At 71.6% G+C, this 16,813-nt stretch carries 19 protein-coding genes; 7 read left to right on the top strand and 12 right to left on the bottom strand.

Translation table 11 applies throughout. The features are described 5' to 3' along the window. Positions 1 to 15 precede the first annotated feature (15 nt). The 5 genes from DEJ48_RS04115 to DEJ48_RS04135 all read right to left on the bottom strand — a co-directional run bounded on the left by DEJ48_RS04115 (position 16) and on the right by DEJ48_RS04135 (position 6,257). Positions 16 to 1,218, bottom strand: a complete 1,203-nt coding sequence (locus DEJ48_RS04115; protein WP_150214546.1) for a metallophosphoesterase — start codon at positions 1,216 to 1,218, stop codon at positions 16 to 18. Between the two features lie 109 nt (positions 1,219 to 1,327). Further along, positions 1,328 to 3,229 carry an ABC transporter ATP-binding protein gene (locus DEJ48_RS04120; RefSeq protein ID WP_150214548.1) on the bottom strand — a complete coding sequence of 634 codons (1,902 nt, stop codon included), beginning with the start codon at positions 3,227 to 3,229 and terminating at the stop codon, positions 1,328 to 1,330. Positions 3,230 to 3,301: 72 nt separating this feature from the next. Continuing rightward, positions 3,302 to 4,159, bottom strand: a complete 858-nt coding sequence (locus tag DEJ48_RS04125) for a GNAT family N-acetyltransferase (RefSeq protein WP_150214550.1) — start codon at positions 4,157 to 4,159, stop codon at positions 3,302 to 3,304. 72 nt (positions 4,160 to 4,231) lie between these two features. After that, complete coding sequence (locus DEJ48_RS04130; protein WP_223831887.1) at positions 4,232 to 5,539, bottom strand: CynX/NimT family MFS transporter; 1,308 nt, start codon at positions 5,537 to 5,539, stop codon at positions 4,232 to 4,234. Beyond that, positions 5,532 to 6,257, bottom strand: coding sequence for a FadR/GntR family transcriptional regulator (locus tag DEJ48_RS04135; RefSeq protein ID WP_150214552.1), 726 nt, complete (start codon positions 6,255 to 6,257; stop codon positions 5,532 to 5,534). The genes DEJ48_RS04130 and DEJ48_RS04135 overlap by 8 nt, the downstream gene beginning before the upstream one ends. A gap of 224 nt (positions 6,258 to 6,481) precedes the next feature. Between DEJ48_RS04135 and DEJ48_RS04140 the strand changes: the two genes are divergently transcribed. Further along, the gene (locus DEJ48_RS04140) at positions 6,482 to 7,372 is read left to right on the top strand and encodes a glycoside hydrolase family 19 protein (RefSeq protein WP_150214554.1); all 891 of its coding nucleotides are present in this window, start codon (positions 6,482 to 6,484) and stop codon (positions 7,370 to 7,372) included. A 107-nt stretch (positions 7,373 to 7,479) separates the two neighbouring features. On the opposite strand, the gene DEJ48_RS04145 is transcribed toward DEJ48_RS04140, so the two are convergent. Both DEJ48_RS04145 and DEJ48_RS04150 read right to left on the bottom strand, forming a co-directional pair. Next, the gene (locus DEJ48_RS04145) at positions 7,480 to 7,917 is read right to left on the bottom strand and encodes a nitroreductase/quinone reductase family protein (protein ID WP_150214556.1); all 438 of its coding nucleotides are present in this window, start codon (positions 7,915 to 7,917) and stop codon (positions 7,480 to 7,482) included. A 27-nt stretch (positions 7,918 to 7,944) separates the two neighbouring features. Continuing rightward, positions 7,945 to 8,526: a TetR/AcrR family transcriptional regulator gene (locus DEJ48_RS04150; protein WP_150214558.1), complete on the bottom strand. Its 582-nt coding sequence runs from the start codon at positions 8,524 to 8,526 to the stop codon at positions 7,945 to 7,947. Positions 8,527 to 8,706: 180 nt separating this feature from the next. On the opposite strand from DEJ48_RS04150, the gene DEJ48_RS04155 reads away from it, so the two are divergent. After that, entirely contained in the window at positions 8,707 to 9,183 is a 477-nt protein-coding gene (locus tag DEJ48_RS04155) for a DUF1348 family protein (protein ID WP_150214560.1), read from the top strand. 323 nt (positions 9,184 to 9,506) lie between these two features. After that, positions 9,507 to 10,898, top strand: a complete 1,392-nt coding sequence (locus DEJ48_RS04160; protein ID WP_150214562.1) for an NADP-dependent succinic semialdehyde dehydrogenase — start codon at positions 9,507 to 9,509, stop codon at positions 10,896 to 10,898. A gap of 58 nt (positions 10,899 to 10,956) precedes the next feature. On the opposite strand, the gene DEJ48_RS04165 is transcribed toward DEJ48_RS04160, so the two are convergent. Next, positions 10,957 to 11,184, bottom strand: a complete 228-nt coding sequence (locus DEJ48_RS04165; RefSeq protein ID WP_150214564.1) for a DUF5133 domain-containing protein — start codon at positions 11,182 to 11,184, stop codon at positions 10,957 to 10,959. Positions 11,185 to 11,319: 135 nt separating this feature from the next. Between DEJ48_RS04165 and DEJ48_RS04170 the strand changes: the two genes are divergently transcribed. The 4 genes from DEJ48_RS04170 (at position 11,320) to DEJ48_RS04185 (ending at position 14,070) form a co-directional block, all read left to right on the top strand. Next, a complete protein-coding gene (locus DEJ48_RS04170; protein ID WP_150214566.1) occupies positions 11,320 to 11,817 on the top strand; it encodes a DUF6328 family protein in 498 nt (165 codons plus the stop codon). 228 nt (positions 11,818 to 12,045) lie between these two features. Next, on the top strand, positions 12,046 to 12,768 hold the full coding sequence (locus tag DEJ48_RS04175; protein ID WP_411757418.1) for a HemK2/MTQ2 family protein methyltransferase: 723 nt from the start codon (positions 12,046 to 12,048) through the stop codon (positions 12,766 to 12,768). Next, positions 12,752 to 13,003, top strand: a complete 252-nt coding sequence (locus tag DEJ48_RS04180) for a CDGSH iron-sulfur domain-containing protein (protein WP_150214568.1) — start codon at positions 12,752 to 12,754, stop codon at positions 13,001 to 13,003. The genes DEJ48_RS04175 and DEJ48_RS04180 overlap by 17 nt, the downstream gene beginning before the upstream one ends. Next, positions 13,000 to 14,070 carry an iron-containing redox enzyme family protein gene (locus tag DEJ48_RS04185; protein ID WP_150214570.1) on the top strand — a complete coding sequence of 357 codons (1,071 nt, stop codon included), beginning with the start codon at positions 13,000 to 13,002 and terminating at the stop codon, positions 14,068 to 14,070. Before DEJ48_RS04180 ends, DEJ48_RS04185 begins: the two co-directional genes overlap by 4 nt. A gap of 3 nt (positions 14,071 to 14,073) precedes the next feature. Here DEJ48_RS04185 and DEJ48_RS04190 read toward each other — a convergent pair whose 3' ends face one another. From DEJ48_RS04190 to DEJ48_RS04205, 4 genes are all read right to left on the bottom strand, one after another. Next, positions 14,074 to 14,760 carry a DUF6766 family protein gene (locus DEJ48_RS04190; RefSeq protein WP_223831888.1) on the bottom strand — a complete coding sequence of 229 codons (687 nt, stop codon included), beginning with the start codon at positions 14,758 to 14,760 and terminating at the stop codon, positions 14,074 to 14,076. Positions 14,761 to 14,862: 102 nt separating this feature from the next. Next, positions 14,863 to 15,270: a hypothetical protein gene (locus tag DEJ48_RS04195; RefSeq protein ID WP_223831889.1), complete on the bottom strand. Its 408-nt coding sequence runs from the start codon at positions 15,268 to 15,270 to the stop codon at positions 14,863 to 14,865. Between the two features lie 121 nt (positions 15,271 to 15,391). After that, positions 15,392 to 15,814 (bottom strand): hypothetical protein, encoded by a 423-nt coding sequence (locus DEJ48_RS04200; protein WP_150214572.1) that lies wholly within the window; start codon positions 15,812 to 15,814, stop codon positions 15,392 to 15,394. Next, a complete protein-coding gene (locus tag DEJ48_RS04205) occupies positions 15,811 to 16,776 on the bottom strand; it encodes an LLM class F420-dependent oxidoreductase (protein WP_150214574.1) in 966 nt (321 codons plus the stop codon). The genes DEJ48_RS04200 and DEJ48_RS04205 overlap by 4 nt, the downstream gene beginning before the upstream one ends. Positions 16,777 to 16,813: the final 37 nt, after the last annotated feature.

A 16,813-nucleotide genomic window follows, 5' to 3' on the forward strand; every position in this document is an offset into this window, starting at 1 on the left:
CCCTTTTCGCGGCTTTCACCCCACTGGTGCGGCCGTACGCGTGCGGTGGGCGAGGCGTGCGGTGCGGGTGGTGACGTCCACCGTGTACGCCTCGACGGTCATCGCCCGCCCGGACACCTTCAGGATCATGAAGCCGTGGTCGGAGAAGTTCTGCCAGGTCGAGGGGTGGCCGAAGTGCGCCTTGCCGTCGCCCGCCTTGCCCGCGGCGCCGCACACGATCTGGCGGGTGCCGCCGGTGCGCGCGGTCGGCTCCAGGATCTGCAGCGTGTGATCGTGCCCGGAGAGGATCAGGTCGGCGCGTCCGCACACCACCTCCTCGTACAGCTCCTTGAGGTGGATGCCGCTGGTGTAGTTGCCGATCACGAATCCGTCGTACGATCCGGCGCTGCCGTGCTTGCCGTTGTTGAGGTACGGGTGGTGGCCGAGCACGATCTTCCAGCGGGCCCGCGACGCCTTGAGGGCGCCGTCCAGCCAGGCGCGCTGCTCGCGCATGTAGGGGCCGTTCCACCAGTAGTGCGGGTCCATCTGCGCGACGTACGACGAGACGGGGTTGCTGTCGATGGCGAAGAACTCGACCACCGGAGCGCTGCCGTCGCCGGCCTGCGCGGGCAGGGCGACGTTGTAGTAGCGGCTCGGCATGTACCAGCGGCGGGAGCCCTGGGCGTAGGCGACCTCGCGGTCGCCCCGGGAGGGGTCGCCGCCGCTGCCGGGGATCAGTCCCGAGCAGTCGTGGTTGCCGAGGACCATCAGCCACGGCATGTCGAGGCCTGAGTTGGGGTCCTCGAACTTGGTGCGGAACTCCGAGTCGTCGGCGGACTCGGGGCCGTTCTCGTAGATGTTGTCGCCCAGGCCGACCGCGAGGCCGACGCCCTCCGCGCGGCACACCTCGCGGGCCGCGGCGGCCACCGCGTGCTGCGCGTCCTCGCCCGTTCCGGCGTCGCCGGTGAGGAGCACCGCGTACTCACCGGCCCGGTTCGGCTGCGTCGGCAGGGGGAATTTGCCGGTGCGGGCGGCGGCCGCGGCGGGCTGCGCGCCGCCCTGGAGGACGGTCAGCGCTGCCGCGCCCGCCACCACGCCGCCCAGCACGGTCCGGCGCCGCGGCGCCCGCATCTCCCGGACACGCTCCCCCACCGGCCCTTCCGCCAGGGCCGGTTCGGCCCGCAGCCACTGGTCCTCGGTCAGGTCCGCGCTCGGCGGTATCAACTCGTCATCGCACATGGAGGGTTTCTCTCACGGGGAGGCGGACCGATGGTGGGGAACCAATGAACTCCTGGTGGACGAATGGACACGGGTGATCATTTGCGGGAGCGCCGTCCCCCTCCGTCCCTCAGGCCGCCTCCACCACGTCCGACGGGTCCACCGCCCCCGTGCCCTTGGCGAACTGCGTCCGGTACAGCTCCGCGTACCGCCCCTCCAGGGCGAGGAGTTCGTCGTGCGTGCCGCGTTCGACGATCTGCCCGGCCTCGACGACGAGGATCTGATCGGCGGACCGCACGGTGGAGAGACGGTGGGCGATCACGACGGCGGTGCGGCCTTCGAGCGCTTCCGCGAGGGCTTCCTGGACCGCCGCCTCGGAGGTGTTGTCGAGGTGCGCCGTCGCCTCGTCGAGGATGACGACCCGCTGCCCCGCGAGAAGCAGGCGCGCGATGGTCATCCGCTGGCGTTCGCCGCCGGAGAGGCGGTATCCGCGCTCCCCGACGACCGTGTCAAGACCGTCGGGCAGGGAGCGTACGAGGTCTTCGAGGCGGGACCGGCGCAGCACGTCCCACAGCTCGTCCTCGGTCGCGCCGGGCTTGGCGAGGAGCAGGTTGTCGCGGACGGACTCGTGGAAGAGGTGGCCGTCCTGCGTGACCATGCCCAGGGTGGCCCGCATGGATGCGGCGGACAGGTCCCGGACGTCGACGCCGCCGATGCGTACGGTGCCCTCGTCGGTGTCGTACAGGCGGGGCAGGAGCTGCGCGATGGTCGACTTGCCCGCTCCGGACGAGCCGACGAGGGCGACGGTCTGTCCGGGCTCGGCGCGGAAGGAGAGGCCGTGCAGGACTTCGTCGCCGCCGCGGGTGTCGAGCGAGGCGACCTCTTCGAGGGAGGCGAGGGAGACCTTGTCGGCGGCGGGGTAGCCGAACCGGACGTCGTCGAACTCGATGGCGACGGGCCCTTCGGGCACCGGCACCGCGTCCTTCTTCTCCTCGATGAGGGGCTTCAGGTCGAGCACCTCGAAGACCCGCTCGAAGCTGACGAGCGCGCTCATCACCTCGACCCGCGCGCCGGCCAGTGAGGTCAGGGGCGCGTAGAGCCGGGTGAGGAGCAGGGCGAGCGAGACGACGGCGCCGGGCTTCAGGGACCCTTCCAGCGCGAAGTACCCGCCGAGGCCGTACACGAGAGCCAGGGCGAGGGCCGACACCAGGGTGAGGGCGGTGATGAACGCGGACTGCGCCATGGCGGTGCGTACGCCGATGTCCCGCACCCGGTGGGCCCGTGCGGCGAACTCCGCCGACTCGTCACCGGGCCGCCCGAAGAGCTTGATGAGGGTGGCGCCGGGCGCCGAGAAACGCTCCGTCATGCGGGTGCCCATGGCGGCGTTGTGGTGCGCGGCCTCGCGCTGGAGCCTGGCCATCCGCGTGCCCATGCGGCGTGCGGGCACCACGAAGACCGGCAGCAGCACCAGCGCGAGCAGGGTGATCTGCCAGGAGAGCGTCAGCATGACGACGAGGGTCAGGAGCAGCGTCACCACGTTCCCGACGACGCCGGACAGCGTGTTGCTGAACGCCCGCTGCGCGCCGACCACGTCGTTGTTGAGGCGGCTGACCAGGGCGCCCGTGCGGGTGCGGGTGAAGAAGGCGACGGGCATGCGCTGGACGTGGTCGAAGACGGCGGTGCGCAGATCGAGGATGAGGCCCTCGCCGAGGTTCGCCGACAGCCACCGGCTCAGCAGTCCGAGTCCGGCCTCCGCGAGCGCGATCCCCGCGATGAGCAAGGCGTAGTTCACCACGGTCGAGGAGTCGGAGCCCGATACGATGGCGGTCACCACGTTGCCCGCGAGTACGGGAGTTGCCACGGCGAGCAGTGCGGTGAGAATGCTCAGCAGCACGAACTGCCAGATACGTCGACGGTGGGGCCGCGCGAAGGTGCCGATGCGGCGCAAGGTGGCCCGGGCGAACGGGCGGCGGTCCTGCTGGGCGTTCATGACGCTGTACATCTGCGTCCACGCGGTCGTTTCCATGCTCATACGGGAAGGTTAGAACCTCAACTAAACTTGAGGTCAAGGCCCGCTCGCCCGTCGGCCCCGTTCGGGTAACGGTCAGCCGAGTTCCAGTGACGTGACTCCGAAAACTCGTTCCTGGGCGTACTCCCTGACCGGGCCCGTGTACATGCGGGCGGTGTCGAAGGTGGGCTTCATGCCGCGCGCCTCGGCGAGCGCCACGGCCTCCGCGTTGGACTCGGGCACGTCCAGGGAGACGGGAGCGCCGTCCGCCTCGGCGGCCAGCACGTCGAGGAGCGCTTCGGCGTCGGCGCGGGTGTCCGCGAAGAGCGGTCCCACGCGGCGGGCGTCGCGGCCCTGGCGGAGCACTCCGTACCCGGTCAGGCGGCCGTCGACGATACGGGCGAGAGCGCGGTGGCCCGGGGCGGCGAGCCAGGACTCCAGGAAGCGGGGGCGGTCGGCGGGCAGGCATGCGCTGTCGTACGCCGAGAGGGCCCGCAGGCCCGCGGCCTCGACGGGGCGTACGTGCCGGTCGGGCACGTCGACCACGGGCAGCGGTCCGACGTGGCGCACTGTGCCGTGCCGCCGCTCGAAGCCGGAGCGGCGGTAGTTGTCCTGCTGGTCCGGCACGCCGTCCAGGCCCACGGTTCTGCCCGCGGCGTGTGCGAGGCCCGCCCGCCAGGTGGCGAGGCCGAAGCCGCGGCCCCGCTGGTCGGGGCGGACCAGGTAGTGGCCGAGGAAGGAGTAGTCGTCGCCGTAGTTGACCACGGAGATCGCGGAGACGGGTTCGCCGTCCAGCCGCCCCAGGAAGAACCCTTCCGGGTCCTGCGCGTGGAAGGAGGGGGCGTCGGCGAGGCCGGGGTTCCAGCCCTCGTCCGCCGCCCACCCCGTCACCACGCGCCAGTCGTCGGGCGTCGCCCGTGAGATCACGAGTCGCCCGGGGGCCGAATCCGTCATCGTTGCACCCTTCTCGATCCGACACGGTGGGCCGTGGAGAACCGCACCGGGTGCATCCTGCCCGAGCGGACGTCAGCCGATGCCCGCCACGTGTCGGTCGCGTGCGGCGCCCAGTCCGGCCACGACCTGCGGGACCAGCAGGACGAGCAGCAGCACGAGCGGCACGGTCCAGCTGTGCGAGACGTCGTGGACGGCGCCGAGGAGGGTCGGTCCCGTGGCGGCGAGGATGTAGCCGAAGCACTGGGACATGCTGGAGAGCTGCGCGGCGTGCCGTGCGTCGGGCGCCCGCTGCACGATGAACAGCAGCGCCAGACTGATGGCCGCGCCCTGGCCGAGGCCGAGCAGCGTCATCCAGAGGTAGGCGCCGCCGACCGGGGCGGCGAGCAGACCGGCGTAACCGAGCGCGCAGAGAACGGCGCCGAGCGCGGCGAGCGTGCCCGAGCGGAGCCTGCCGCCGACGATCACCGGTGCGAGGAAGGAGCCCGCGATGCCGAGCAGCGAGGAGAAGGACAGCATCCAGCCCGCGTCGCCGGGAGCCATTCCGGCGTCCTGGAACACGGTCGGCAGCCAGGCGGCGGCCGCGTAGTAGTTGAGGGACTGCAGACCCATGTACGCGGTGACCTGCCAGGCGAGCGGGGAGCGCCACAGGCCGCGTACGGGGTGGGCGGCCTGCCGTGCGGCCGCCGCGCCGACTCGCGTGCGCGAGCGGAGCTGCGGCAGCCACACGAGCAGCGCGACGACCGCGAGCGCTCCCCAACAGGCCAGTGTGGTGCGCCAGTTCATGCCGCTGGCCTGCTGCACGGGCAGCGTGACACCGGCCGCGAGCGCGGCGCCGCCGAAGAGCGACATCGAGTACAGGCCGGTCATCAGTCCCGCCTTCGCCGGGAAGTCGCGCTTGATGAGGCCGGGCAGCAGGACGTTGGCCACGGCTATGCCGGCGCCGATGACGACGGTGCCGGCGAAGAGCGCGACGACCGAGTCGAGCAGACGCAGGGCCGTGCCCGCGCAGATCAGGACCATGGTGCCGAACAACGACCGCTCCATGCCGAAGCGGCGGCCGAGTCGGGGCGCGACGGGGGCGAGCAGGCCGAAGCAGAGCAGCGGCAGCGCGGTGAGCAGACTGGTCGCGGCGGCCGACATGCCGCTGTCGTCGCGGATGGTGTCGGCGAGCGGGGAGACGGCGACGAGGGCGGGTCGCAGGTTCAGGGCGAGCAGGACGACGCCGAGGGCGAGGTAGAGCGCGTGGCGTCCGGGCGTGGGGGGCGTGGCGGGGCCGCAGGCGGAGGGCGCGGCCGGGCCGGAAGCGGGGGCGGGGGCCGGGGACGCCTCGGCAGTGCCGGCGGGTGCGGCTTCGGCGGGCGCCGGTGCTGCCTCACTCATGATGTGCTGCTCCTGATTCGTTCGTGTGGGGGTGTTCGCGCAGGGCGGCCATGCCCTCGTGGAGGTGGGCGAGCACCGCGGCCTCCGCGGCCTCGGGGTCCCGCGCCTCGATGGCGTCGACGATCGCCTGGTGGCCTTCGCGCTGGTGGCGCACCGAGTCCGGGACGGGGGCGCCGATGACGGACTGGACCGTGGAGCGCAGGGCGTCGCTGAGGTGCCCGTACAGCTCGGCGAGGACGCTGTTGTGCGCCGCGTCGGCGACCGTGCGGTGGAAGGCCATGTCCGCGTCGATGAACGCGGTGGTGTTCCCGCTCTCCCACGCCAGGCCGCGCTCCACGAGCGCGGCGCGCAGCGTGGCGAGGTCCTCGTCGGTGCGGCGCTGCGCGGCGTACCGGGCGGCGTCGCGCTCCAGGGAGGCGCGGACCTCGTACGCCTCCAGGACGCCGGCACGGCGCAGCCTGCGCTGCACGGCCGCGCCGAAGTCGCTGTCCGCCCGCACATAGGTGCCGTCGCCCCGGCGGGGCTCCAGCATGCCGGTGTGCACGAGGGCGCGCACGGCTTCCCGCACGGTGTTGCGGCCCACGGCGAGCTGCTCGACGAGGAGCGGCTCGGCCGGGATCTTCTCGCCGACCTTCCACTCGCCGTCGCCGATGAGGCTCTCCATCTGGGCGATGACGACGTCGACGAGGTTGGTCCGGGCGGCGCTGCGCAGCGGCATCGGTCGGCACCTTCTCTGCTGGACACGGGTGGACATGGGAACATCCCATGTTTCACAGACATCGGAACATCCCATGTTTGACCCTGTCAAACGGCGCGACCTGAAGGTTTTACCCGTGGAGTTTGGTCTATACCTTGACAGGTTCAGACCATTTTCGCTTGAGTCGCGACACCCCCATCGACGGCGTGGCCCCCGCAAACCCCGCCGCCACAAGGAGAGTTGGCATGATCAGACGCCTCACCAGCTTCGCCGCCGCGCTCGCCGCGCTCGGCGCGATGATCGTCCTCGGTCCGGCCGCGACCTCCGCGTCCGCCGCCGAGTGCGCCGCGCCCTGGAGCTCCTCGTCCGTCTACACGGGCGGCAAGTCCGCCTCGTACAACGGCCACAACTGGACCGCCAAGTGGTGGACCCAGAACGAGACCCCCGGCCGTTCCGACGTCTGGGCCGACCAGGGCACCTGCGGCGGCGGCACGGACCCGGGCAACCCCGATCCGTCCGGCTTCGTCGTCAGCGAGGCCCAGTTCAACCAGATGTTCCCGAGCCGGAACTCGTTCTACACCTACAAGGGCCTGACCGACGCCCTCAAGTCCTACCCCGCCTTCGCGAACACGGGCAGCGACACCGTGAAGCGCCAGGAGGCGGCCGCGTTCCTCGCCAACGTCAGCCACGAGACCGGTGGCCTGAAGTACGTCGTGGAGCAGAACCAGAGCAACTACCCGCACTACTGCGACCAGACCCAGCCCTACGGCTGTCCCGCGGGTCAGGCCGCCTACTACGGCCGCGGCCCGATCCAGCTCAGCTGGAACTTCAACTATAAGGCCGCGGGCGACGCGCTCGGCATCGACCTGCTCCACAACCCCTACCTGGTCGAGCAGAACCCGGCCATCGCCTGGCAGACGGGCCTCTGGTACTGGAACACGCAGAGCGGCCCCGGCACCATGACCCCGCACAACGCCATGGTCAACGGCGCCGGGTTCGGTGAGACCATCCGCGCCATCAACGGCACGCTGGAGTGCAACGGCGGCAACCCCTCCCAGGTCCAGAGCCGCATCGACCGCTACAAGTCCTTCACCCAGATCCTGGGCACCACTCCGGGCGCCAACCTGAGCTGCTGACCCCCTCCCGGCGCGGCGCCCCCTCCGGCGCCGCGCACCCCACCGCCGGGCGGGCGCAACCCTCCGCGCCCGCCCGGCACTTCACGCGAGGCCCGTCACCGCACGCGTCACCCGAGCGGCTCCAGCCGGAACACCGGGTGCCGCGCCGCCTCGGCGGCGAACTCCTCGTCCGTCGACGCGTCCGTCACGTCGAAGTACGGCCGGGTCACGGGCACTTCCCGCCAGTACTGGCGCAGCACCGGCACACTCTCCGCCGGTCCGAGCTCGACCACCCGCACCGTCTCCGATCCGCCGCCCCGACTGAGGCCGACCTGCCCGGCCGCGCGCGCGTTGCGCACCCACTGGCTCACTCCGTAGGCGGCGACCAGCCACCGCTCGCCACCGGCAGACATCACGTCGACCGGCGTCGAGTACACCTGCCCGGACTTCCTGCCGCGCACGGACAGGTTGTACCGGTACGCCTTGCCGATCCCCCGCCGGGTCATCGCGTGGAACACCCGGTTGATCATGCGCGTGCCGGCCGTCATGCGGTACGTCTTGGCCATCACCCCTCCTCGTGTCGAGGTCGGAGCCTACGTCGCGGGGACCCGCACCCTGGACGCGGCCAGCAACTGGACCGCCCCGTCCCGGGCTTGGCGGGCCGGCTCGGGTGAGCCGGAGATCGCGGCGGCCGTCATGGCGCCCTCCGCGAGCAGGACCAGCGGCCCGACGGTCGGTTCCGGCACCCCCGCGTCCGACGCGAGCCCGGCCACGTACTCCCGGAAGGCGGCCTTGTGCGCGCGGACGGCCTCGGCGACGCCGGGGTCCACGGCGCCGAGTTCGCCGAAGGAGTTGACGAAGGCGCAGCCCCGGAAGTCGGGCTCGTCGAACCAGGCGTACAGCCAGTCGTAGACCGCGAGGACACGCTCCTCGGCGCCGTCCGTGCCGCGCACGCTGTCGACGTATGCCGCCAGTCGGCCGCGCCAGCGCCCGTCCCGGCGCTCCAGGCAGGCCCGGACCAGCTCCGACTTGGACGGGTACAGCCCGTAGAGCCGCTTGAGCGAGACGCCCGACGCGGTGCGGACCTGGTCCATGCCGACCGCCTGGATGCCGCGCTCGTAGAAGAGCCGCTCGGCTGCGTCGAGCAGGCGGGTCTCCGCTTCTGCGTGTTCCATCAAGGCTCCCCGCCGGGGTAGAGAACGGTGAGAACGTGCGTTCTCCCACCGTACTACGGGCGTCGGCACCCCCGCACCGTTGCGCGAGAACGATCGTTCTCCTATCGTGACGGCTCTGCGGGGAGAACGCCCGTTCTCCTCGTAGTCGCAGGAAGTAGCAAGAGCCACAAGGAGTGAGCCATGACCGCCGAAGCCGCCCGGCCGCCCGTACCGCCCTTCACCCGGGAGACCGCCGTCGAGAAGGTCCGCCTCGCCGAGGACGGCTGGAACAGCCGCGATCCCCGCAAAGTGGCGCTCGCCTACAGCGAGGACTCGCGCTGGCGCAACCGCGCGGAGTTCGTCACCGGACGCGACGCCATCGTCGGCTTCCTGTCCCGCAAGTGGGACCGCGAGCTCGACTACCGGCTCATCAAGGAGCTGTGGGCGCACGACGGCCACCGCATCGCGGTGCGCTTCGCGTACGAGTGGCACGACGACTCCGGCCACTGGTACCGGTCGTACGGCAACGAGAACTGGGAGTTCGACGAGTACGGCCTGATGCACACCCGGCACGCCTGCATCAACGACGTGCCCATCCAGGAGAGCGACCGCCTCTACCACTGGCCGCTCGGCCGCCGACCCGACGACCACCCCGGCCTCACCGACCTGGGCCTCTGAGCAGGCGGCGGCTTCCGGTCACGCGTGTTTCCCCCGCCCGCAGTGGGCACCCGGTCGGCGACAGCGGCTCGGCCCGGCGGACGGCCGCGATGCCGAGCCCTCCGCCCGACGGCAAGGAGGCCCGCATGACCACCGCACGGCCAGCTCCCGGAGGCCCGCTCCACGGACCGACCGTCCGGCCGCCTCCGGCATGCCCCCGCATCCATGTCGGCCTACGGTGGAGATCCCGGGGACGCACCGCGTGGACCCGACTCTCCACAGCCCAGCCATGAGTCCCACGCCCACCCACCACTCCCGCCCCCGCATTCCCGAGGAGGAGCCGCATGCCCATCGCCACGGTCGACCCGGCCACCGGCGAGACCCTCGAAACCTTCGAGGCACTCTCCGGCGACGAGATCGAACGCCGTCTGGCGGCAGCCGAATCGGCCTACGCGCGCCATCGCGTCAGCGACTTCGCCGAGCGCGCACACCTGCTCAACCGCGCCGCCGACCTGCTGGAGGAGGACACGGCGGACATCGCCCGGACCATGACGACCGAGATGGGCAAACCGGTGAAGGCCGCGAAGGCCGAGGCCGCGAAGTGCGTCAAGGCGATGCGCTGGTACGCGGAGCACGCCGAGAGCCTGCTCGCGGACGAGCACCCCGCACAGCGGGACGTGAGCGACTCGGGTGCCTCACGGGCGCTCGTGCGCTACCGCCCGCTCGGCGTCGTCCTGGCCGTGATGCCGTGGAACTTCCCGCTCTGGCAGGTCGTGCGCTTCGCCGCCCCGGCCCTCATGGCGGGCAACGTCGCCCTGCTCAAACACGCGTCGAACGTACCGAGGACGGCGCTCTACCTCCAGGACCTGTTCAAGCGCGCCGGGTATCCGGAGGGCTGCTTCCAGACGCTGCTCATCGGCTCGGGCGCCGTCGAGGACATCCTGCGCGACCGGCGGGTGGCCGCGGCGACCCTCACCGGCAGCGAGCCCGCGGGGCGCTCGGTGGCGTCCGTCGCGGGCGACGAGATCAAGAAGACCGTTCTGGAGCTGGGCGGCAGCGACCCCTACCTCGTACTGCCGAGCGCGGACGTCGAGCGCGCGGCGGCGACGGCGGTCACCGCCCGGGTGCAGAACAACGGACAGTCCTGCATCGCCGCGAAACGCTTCATCGTCCACGCCGACGTCTACGAAGCCTTCCGGGAGCGGTTCGTCGCCGGTATGCGGGAGCTGACCGTCGGCGACCCGATGGACGAGGGGACCGATGTGGGTCCGCTCGCGACCGAGCAGGGCCGCGACGACCTGGAGGAGCTCGTCGAGGACGCGCTGAACAACGGCGCCACGGCGCTGTGCGGCGGGCAGCGGCCCAAGGAGCTGCGGCAGGGCTGGTTCTACTCACCCACGGTCCTCGCCGACGTCACCCCCAAGATGCGCATCCACCGCGAGGAGGCGTTCGGTCCGGTCGCCACGCTGTACCGCGTCGCGGATCTGGACGAGGCCGTGGCGCTCGCCAACGACACGCCGTTCGGGCTGAGTTCCAACGTGTGGACCCGGGACGACGCCGACGTCGAGCGGTGCGTACAGGACCTGGAGGCGGGCGGCGTGTTCTTCAACGGCATGACCGCTTCCCACCCGGGGCTGCCCTTCGGCGGCGTCAAGCGCTCCGGTTACGGCCGTGAGCTGTCCGGCCACGGCATCCGGGAGTTCTGCAACGCGACGACGGTCTGGCACGGCGCGTAGGGACGTATGTACGTGCGCCCGGGCCCCCGCGGGGGCCCGGGCGCTCACGCGTGCAGCCTCACGCCGACAGCAATGAGTCGTCCATGGTCCTGGCACCGGGCAGCCGGTGCCCCGCGGCGACGACCGCGGCGTCGATGTCGCTGGTGCCGGTGGCCAGGCACAGGCTGTAGGCGACGTCCTCGTACGCCTGGCGGCTCTCCGCACTGCCCTGGTCGGCACGGAGCAGTGCCAGGGTCTTGTAGCGCTCCAGCAGGTCTTCCAGGACGACGGGGTGCGCCAGCAGCATGGAGAGCCTCCATCGAGGTGGGATGCGACGTTCGTTCTGCGTCCGTCTGCCCGCCCTCGAAGGCTCAAATCAGAACTCGCGGCACAAGAAGCACTTCCGTTTGTAGTCCCGTCGGTTCGTCGGCAGACTCAATATGTGGACGCGTCGAACAGCAAGGCCACGGACACCGGCCGCAGCGAGACCGAGAACGAGCGCGCCGACCGCCGGTGGGCCGAGCTGATCCAGGAAGTGCGGGTCGCGCAGACCGGTGTCCAGATCCTGTTCGGCTTCCTTCTCACGGTCGTCTTCACACCGCGGTTCGCCGATCTCAGCGACACCGACCGGACGATCTACGTGGTGACGGTGATCCTCGGCTCGACGGCGACGGGCGCCCTCATCGGCCCGGTGTCCTTCCACCGCATCGTCGCGGGGCGCAGGATCAAGCCCCACGCGGTGGTGTGGGCCTCCCGGCTGACGCTCGCCGGACTGGTCCTCCTGCTCGGCACGCTGACGGCGGCGCTGCTCCTCGTGCTGCGGGTCGCGACCGACAACACCGTGGTGCCGTGGCTGGTGGCCGGTGTCGTCGCCTGGTACCTCCTGTGCTGGTTCGTGCTGCCCGCGTGGGCGCGGCACAAGCACACTTCCGTGGACTGACGCACCGGGCGGAGACCGGGTCGCGCGCGGACCAGGTGTGGATCACGGTGCCGGGGGCACCCAGTGTCAGAACCGAAGCAGGCACAAAATCCGCACCGTTCACGTCAAGTCACCATGAGTCGTGCTTTGACTCACCTTGAGTCATCTTTCCGGTGGTGGCCGATGGTGAACGGGCGGAGTGTGGGAGGAGGAGCCCCTAGTGGAGTTCCCGCCGACGGGAGATGCCACATGACCACGCACACGCGGACACCCATGCCCACCCCGGCACGCACGGGACGCGCGGCCGGGCCGGCCCGGCGGCCCCGTCTGATCACTCTGCCCGGCGTGTACGCACCGCAGTACGACACCGATCTCCTGGCCCGCAACCTGCGCCGCGAGCGCATCGGCGAGAACACGTCCGTACTGGACCTGGGCACCGGCTCCGGGGCACTCGCCGTCGCGGCGGCGCGGCAGGGAGCCCGCGTGACCGCCCTCGACATCTCCCGGCGCGCGGTCCTGACCGCCCGCGTCAACGCGTGGCTCTCCCGGCAGTCGGTCACCGTCCGCCGCGGCGACATGACGCGCGGGGTGCCGGCGGGCCCGTACGACTACGTGATCAGCAACCCGCCCTACGTGCCCTCCCCTTCCACGCTGCTCCCCCGGCGCGGCGCGGCACGCGCCTGGGACGCAGGACCCGCGGGCCGCGCGGTCGTGGACCGTGTCTGCGACGCGGCTCCCGGCGCCCTGCGCCCCGGCGGCGTCCTGCTGATGGTGCACTCCGCGCTGAGCGGCGTGGACGCCACACTCGAACGGCTCGCGGACCGGGGCATGAAACCGGCGGTCGCCGACCGGGAGTTCGTCCCGTTCGGTCCTGTGATGCGCTCGCGCGAGTCGTGGCTGCGCCACCGCAACCTGCTGGAAGACGGCGAGACCTGCGAGGAGTTGGTGGTGATCCGTGCCGAACTCCCCTGAACGCCCCCGCCGCGTCACGGTCGACCGCGACGGGCCGCTCCTGGTGGAGGGCCCGGTGGAGGTGGTCGCCGACGACGGGACCGTCTCCGTCTCCTCGCGGTTCACCGTGGCGATCTGCACCTGCCGCCGCAGCCGTTCGTACCCGTGGTGCGACACGAGCCACCGGCGGCGGGTGAAACAGCACGAGGACGAACCGGCACCGCCGGACACCGAGAACCCGGAGGCATCCTCATGACGGCCCCCGCGCGGACGCGCGCCACGGAGGCACACTCCGCCACCCCCGAATCGCGCGGCCGCAGTCCCCACCTGCCCTCCGCGCGCGGCGACCTGTCCCGCGCGGTGATCGCGGCGCTCAGGGACGGCATCCCCGCGCCCGAGCCACGAGTCGCGCGCAACGCCGACGCCTACGGTGACGACCTCCAGCTCGCCCTGTACGTCCTCTACGAACTCCACTACCAGGGGTTCGCCGAGGTGGCCGACGACAGGGAGTGGGACCCGGCCCTGCTGTCCCTGCGGCATGCCCTGGAGCGGCGCTTCCTGGACGCGCTGCACACCGACGTGCCGCCGAGCGACGACGCGGAAGGGGCACTGGCCGCGCTGCTCGTGGAGCCCGTCGGGCACGACGACACGAGTGTCAGCCACCATCTGCGGCGCGACGGCGAGCTGTGGCAGTTCAGGGAGTACGCGGCGCTGCGCTCGCTGTACCACCTCAAGGAGGCCGACCCGCACGCCTGGGTCATCCCGCGGCTGCACGGCCGGGCCAAGGCGGCGATGGTGGCCATCGAGTACGACGAGTTCGGCGCGGGCCGTGCCGAGGACATCCACGCCCGGCTCTTCGCCGACCTCATGGCCGACCTCGGACTCGACACGTCCTACGGCCACTATGTCGACGCGGCGCCGGCCGAGGTGCTCGCCACCGTGAACCTCATGTCCCTGTTCGGCCTGCACCGCGCCCACCGCGGTGCTCTGGTCGGGCACTTCGCCTGGGTGGAGGTGACGTCGTCGCCCGGTTCGCGGCGGCTGGCCGCGGCGCTGCGCGGGATCGGCGCGGGTCCCGCGGCGCAGCGCTTCTACGACGAACACGTGGAGGCGGACGCCGTGCACGACCAGGTGGTCCGGCGGGACGTCGTCGGCGGACTCCTCGCGGCCGAGCCCGGCCTGGAGGCGGACGTCGCCTTCGGCGTCCGTGCGACGGGGTTCCTGGAGGACCGCCTCGGCGCGCGGCTGCTGCGCCGGTGGCGGCAGGGGCGCAGCGCCCTGCTCGTGCCGCTCTCCGACGCGCCCGGCACCGCGACGGAGTGAGCCTCAGCCGCCCTCGACGCCGGTCGCGGTGTGGGGCGACCCGACCGGCTTCGACTCCGGGGATCCGCGCTGGCGCAGATAGACGGAGAAGACGGCCATGCAGCCCACGGCGAGCAGTTCGGACTGCCAGTTCTGCAGGGTGCGGCTCCAGAAGTCGGCGGCGCCGAGGTAGTCGAACCAGCTGACGGGTGCCTGGAGTTCGCGTAGGTGCTGTTCGTTGTACGCGGCGGTGCCGGTGACGGACTGGGCCAGCCAGGAGAGCAGGAACAGCGTGCACATGAGGATGCCGAGCGACCGGGAGTAGCAGGCCTGGCGCACGCCTCCGACCGCCGCCCAGCGCGGGGAGTCGGGCATGGCGTGCGCGCCGACCTTCTGGTCCTCGTCGGACTCCGTGCCGGCCTTGTGGAGCTCCTTGGACTCGGGAGATCCGCGCTGGAGCAGCCACACCGTGCCGAAGATGTAGAGGAAGAACTGCAGGTACTCGGACTGCCAGTTCTCCATCACGTCCACGGCGAAGTCGGAGGACAGCAGATAGCCGCCGAAGCTCATCGGGGCCAGGTCCTCCGCGACGAGCTGGTTGTTGAAGTCGGCGTGGCCCGCGATCGCCTGGCCGGCCAGGGCGAGGAGGAAGCCCACGCCGAAGGCGAGGGTCAGACCGTTCTCGCGCAGAAAACGCAGGAACCCCTTCACCGCCGCATCAGCCCCTCATCGCTGGGTCAGCCCGATCACCGTGCAGTAGGCCAGCCCCGCGGCGACCATCACCAGATACACCGTGAACATCGTCCGCACCGGTCAACTCCCCTTGATCTGGCACTGGTACGGCTTTTCGGGGCGTGGGGTGCAGCCCGCGGCCGTGACCTTCCAGCCGTCCGGGAAGGACGAGAGGAAGAGGGTGTCGCGGTCGGTGACGACGCGGGCCTGACGCCCGTACACGTCGACGTGCCGCACCCCCGTCGACAGCGGGATCTCCGCGTCCGGCAGGGCTTTCGCGCAGGGCTGCTCCGCGGACCGCTCCAGTTCGTCGAAGGTGCCGGGGGCGAGGGCGGCGCAGCCGCGTGCGGCGTCCGGGGCGCGCAGACTGGCCTCGAAGCGGGCGGCGGCACGGGACGCTGCGTCCTCGCGCGCGTCGATTCCGGCGCCGCAGCCGACGAGGGCGCAGCCCAGCAGTGTCATGGCGACGACCGGCCTCGTTGCGCGCACCAGTGCCGTACTCCTTCGCGGTCCCGTCGGGATGCGGGTCCTTCGACCATGCCGCACCCCGGCACACCGCGCGGAAGGCCCGGATGCGACACGCGGACGCACACCCGATCGGGGCAACCGCTCAGTCGTCCCCGGGCGGCGCCCCCTGGTCGGGGCCGGTCAGGCGCAGTTGCACCTCGACCTCCTGGTCCCCGGAGACCGTGGCGGCGTCCGTCTCGACGAAGGCCGACGCGAGTGCGGCGCGCAGCCGTGACACCGCGACGGGACCACCCTGCAGGTCCGCGGTGACCGAGCCGGCGAGCAGCACGCCCGGTACGGAGCCGGGACTGTGGTCCGCGAGGAAGCCGCCGGTCCAGACTTCGGGGCAGGTCTCTCCCGTCTGGCCCGGCGCGTCGGACCCCCGGTCGGAGGGGAAGTGTTCGCGCAGCACGGTGAACACGGTGTCGGCGTCGGCCGGGGAGCACTCGCCGAGGACCACCTGCACGAGGTCCGCCGACGGGGGGTGCGGGGACTCGGGGTGCTCGCCGGCCGTCCGGCCCGTCACAGCTCCCGCAGGGCGGGCAGGAGCTTCTTCTCGGCCCAGTCGATGAAGGGGCGCTGCTGCTCGCCGCCCACCTGGACGAGGGCGATCTCCGTGAAGCCCGCTTCGGCGAAGGGGCGTACGGCCTCGACGAAGTCGTCGACGTTGTCGCCACAGGGGACCTGCTTCGCCATGTCCTCCTCGGTGACGAACTGCGTGGCGCCGGCGAACCCGGAGGGCCCCGGCAGCTCGGAGTTGACGGGCCAGCCGCCGACGGACCAGCGGAACTGGTCGTGGGCGCGGGCGATCGCCGCGTCCTTGTCGGTGTCGTAGCAGACGGGCAGCTGCCCCACCCGGGGCTTGCCGCGGCCCCCGTGCTTGTCGAACGACTCGATGAGCTCGCCCTTGGGTTCGGTCGCGATGACGAGGTCGGCGTGGCGTCCGGCGAGCGCGCAGGACCGCTCGCCGGAGACGGCGATGCCGATGGGCGGCAGGTCGTCGGGGACGTCCCACAGCTTGGCGTTCGCCACGTCGAAGTGGGTGCCTTCGTGGTTCACGTTGTCGCCGGTGAAGAGCGCGCGGATGATCTCGACGGCCTCTTCGAGCATCTCGATGCGGACGCGGGCGGAGGGCCATCCGGCGCCGACGATGTGCTCGTTGAGGTTCTCGCCCGAGCCGAGCCCCAGCCGGAAGCGGCCCTCGGACAGCAGCTGCATCGTCGCGGCCTTCTGGGCGACGACGGCGGGGTGGTAACGGACCGTCGGGCAGGTCACGTACGTCATGAGGGGGATGCGCGAGGTCGCCTGCGCGGCCGCGCCGAGCACGCTCCAGGCGTACGGGGAGTGTCCCTGCGACTCCAGCCACGGGAAGTAGTGGTCGGAGGTGACGGAGAAGTCGAAGCCTGCCCGCTCGGCCGCGACGAGGTCGTCGACGAGCGCGCGCGGACCGGCTTGCTCGGTCATCATTGTGTAGCCGATTTGCACCATAAATGATCGGTTTGCCGAACAGTCCTTCCTGAAACCT

The sequence above is a fragment of the Streptomyces venezuelae genome, assembly GCF_008642315.1.
Classification (GTDB): Bacteria; Actinomycetota; Actinomycetes; order Streptomycetales; family Streptomycetaceae; genus Streptomyces; species Streptomyces venezuelae_D.

What these genes read in the sequence shown, in the direction of transcription:
- DEJ48_RS04140 (WP_150214554.1), top strand. Translation starts at nt 6,482, where the DNA reads ATGATCAGACGCCTCACCAGCTTCGCCGCCGCGCTCGCCGCGCTCGGC.
- DEJ48_RS04185 (WP_150214570.1), top strand. Translation starts at nt 13,000, where the DNA reads ATGACGGCCCCCGCGCGGACGCGCGCCACGGAGGCACACTCCGCCACC.
- DEJ48_RS04120 (WP_150214548.1), bottom strand. Translation starts at nt 3,229, where the DNA reads ATGAGCATGGAAACGACCGCGTGGACGCAGATGTACAGCGTCATGAAC.
- DEJ48_RS04155 (WP_150214560.1), top strand. Translation starts at nt 8,707, where the DNA reads ATGACCGCCGAAGCCGCCCGGCCGCCCGTACCGCCCTTCACCCGGGAG.
- DEJ48_RS04130 (WP_223831887.1), bottom strand. Translation starts at nt 5,539, where the DNA reads ATGAGTGAGGCAGCACCGGCGCCCGCCGAAGCCGCACCCGCCGGCACT.
- DEJ48_RS04135 (WP_150214552.1), bottom strand. Translation starts at nt 6,257, where the DNA reads ATGCCGCTGCGCAGCGCCGCCCGGACCAACCTCGTCGACGTCGTCATC.
- DEJ48_RS04145 (WP_150214556.1), bottom strand. Translation starts at nt 7,917, where the DNA reads ATGGCCAAGACGTACCGCATGACGGCCGGCACGCGCATGATCAACCGG.
- DEJ48_RS04115 (WP_150214546.1), bottom strand. Translation starts at nt 1,218, where the DNA reads ATGTGCGATGACGAGTTGATACCGCCGAGCGCGGACCTGACCGAGGAC.
- DEJ48_RS04150 (WP_150214558.1), bottom strand. Translation starts at nt 8,526, where the DNA reads ATGGAACACGCAGAAGCGGAGACCCGCCTGCTCGACGCAGCCGAGCGG.
- DEJ48_RS04165 (WP_150214564.1), bottom strand. Translation starts at nt 11,184, where the DNA reads ATGCTGCTGGCGCACCCCGTCGTCCTGGAAGACCTGCTGGAGCGCTAC.
- DEJ48_RS04125 (WP_150214550.1), bottom strand. Translation starts at nt 4,159, where the DNA reads ATGACGGATTCGGCCCCCGGGCGACTCGTGATCTCACGGGCGACGCCC.
- DEJ48_RS04175 (WP_411757418.1), top strand. Translation starts at nt 12,046, where the DNA reads ATGACCACGCACACGCGGACACCCATGCCCACCCCGGCACGCACGGGA.
- DEJ48_RS04205 (WP_150214574.1), bottom strand. Translation starts at nt 16,776, where the DNA reads ATGGTGCAAATCGGCTACACAATGATGACCGAGCAAGCCGGTCCGCGC.
- DEJ48_RS04160 (WP_150214562.1), top strand. Translation starts at nt 9,507, where the DNA reads ATGCCCATCGCCACGGTCGACCCGGCCACCGGCGAGACCCTCGAAACC.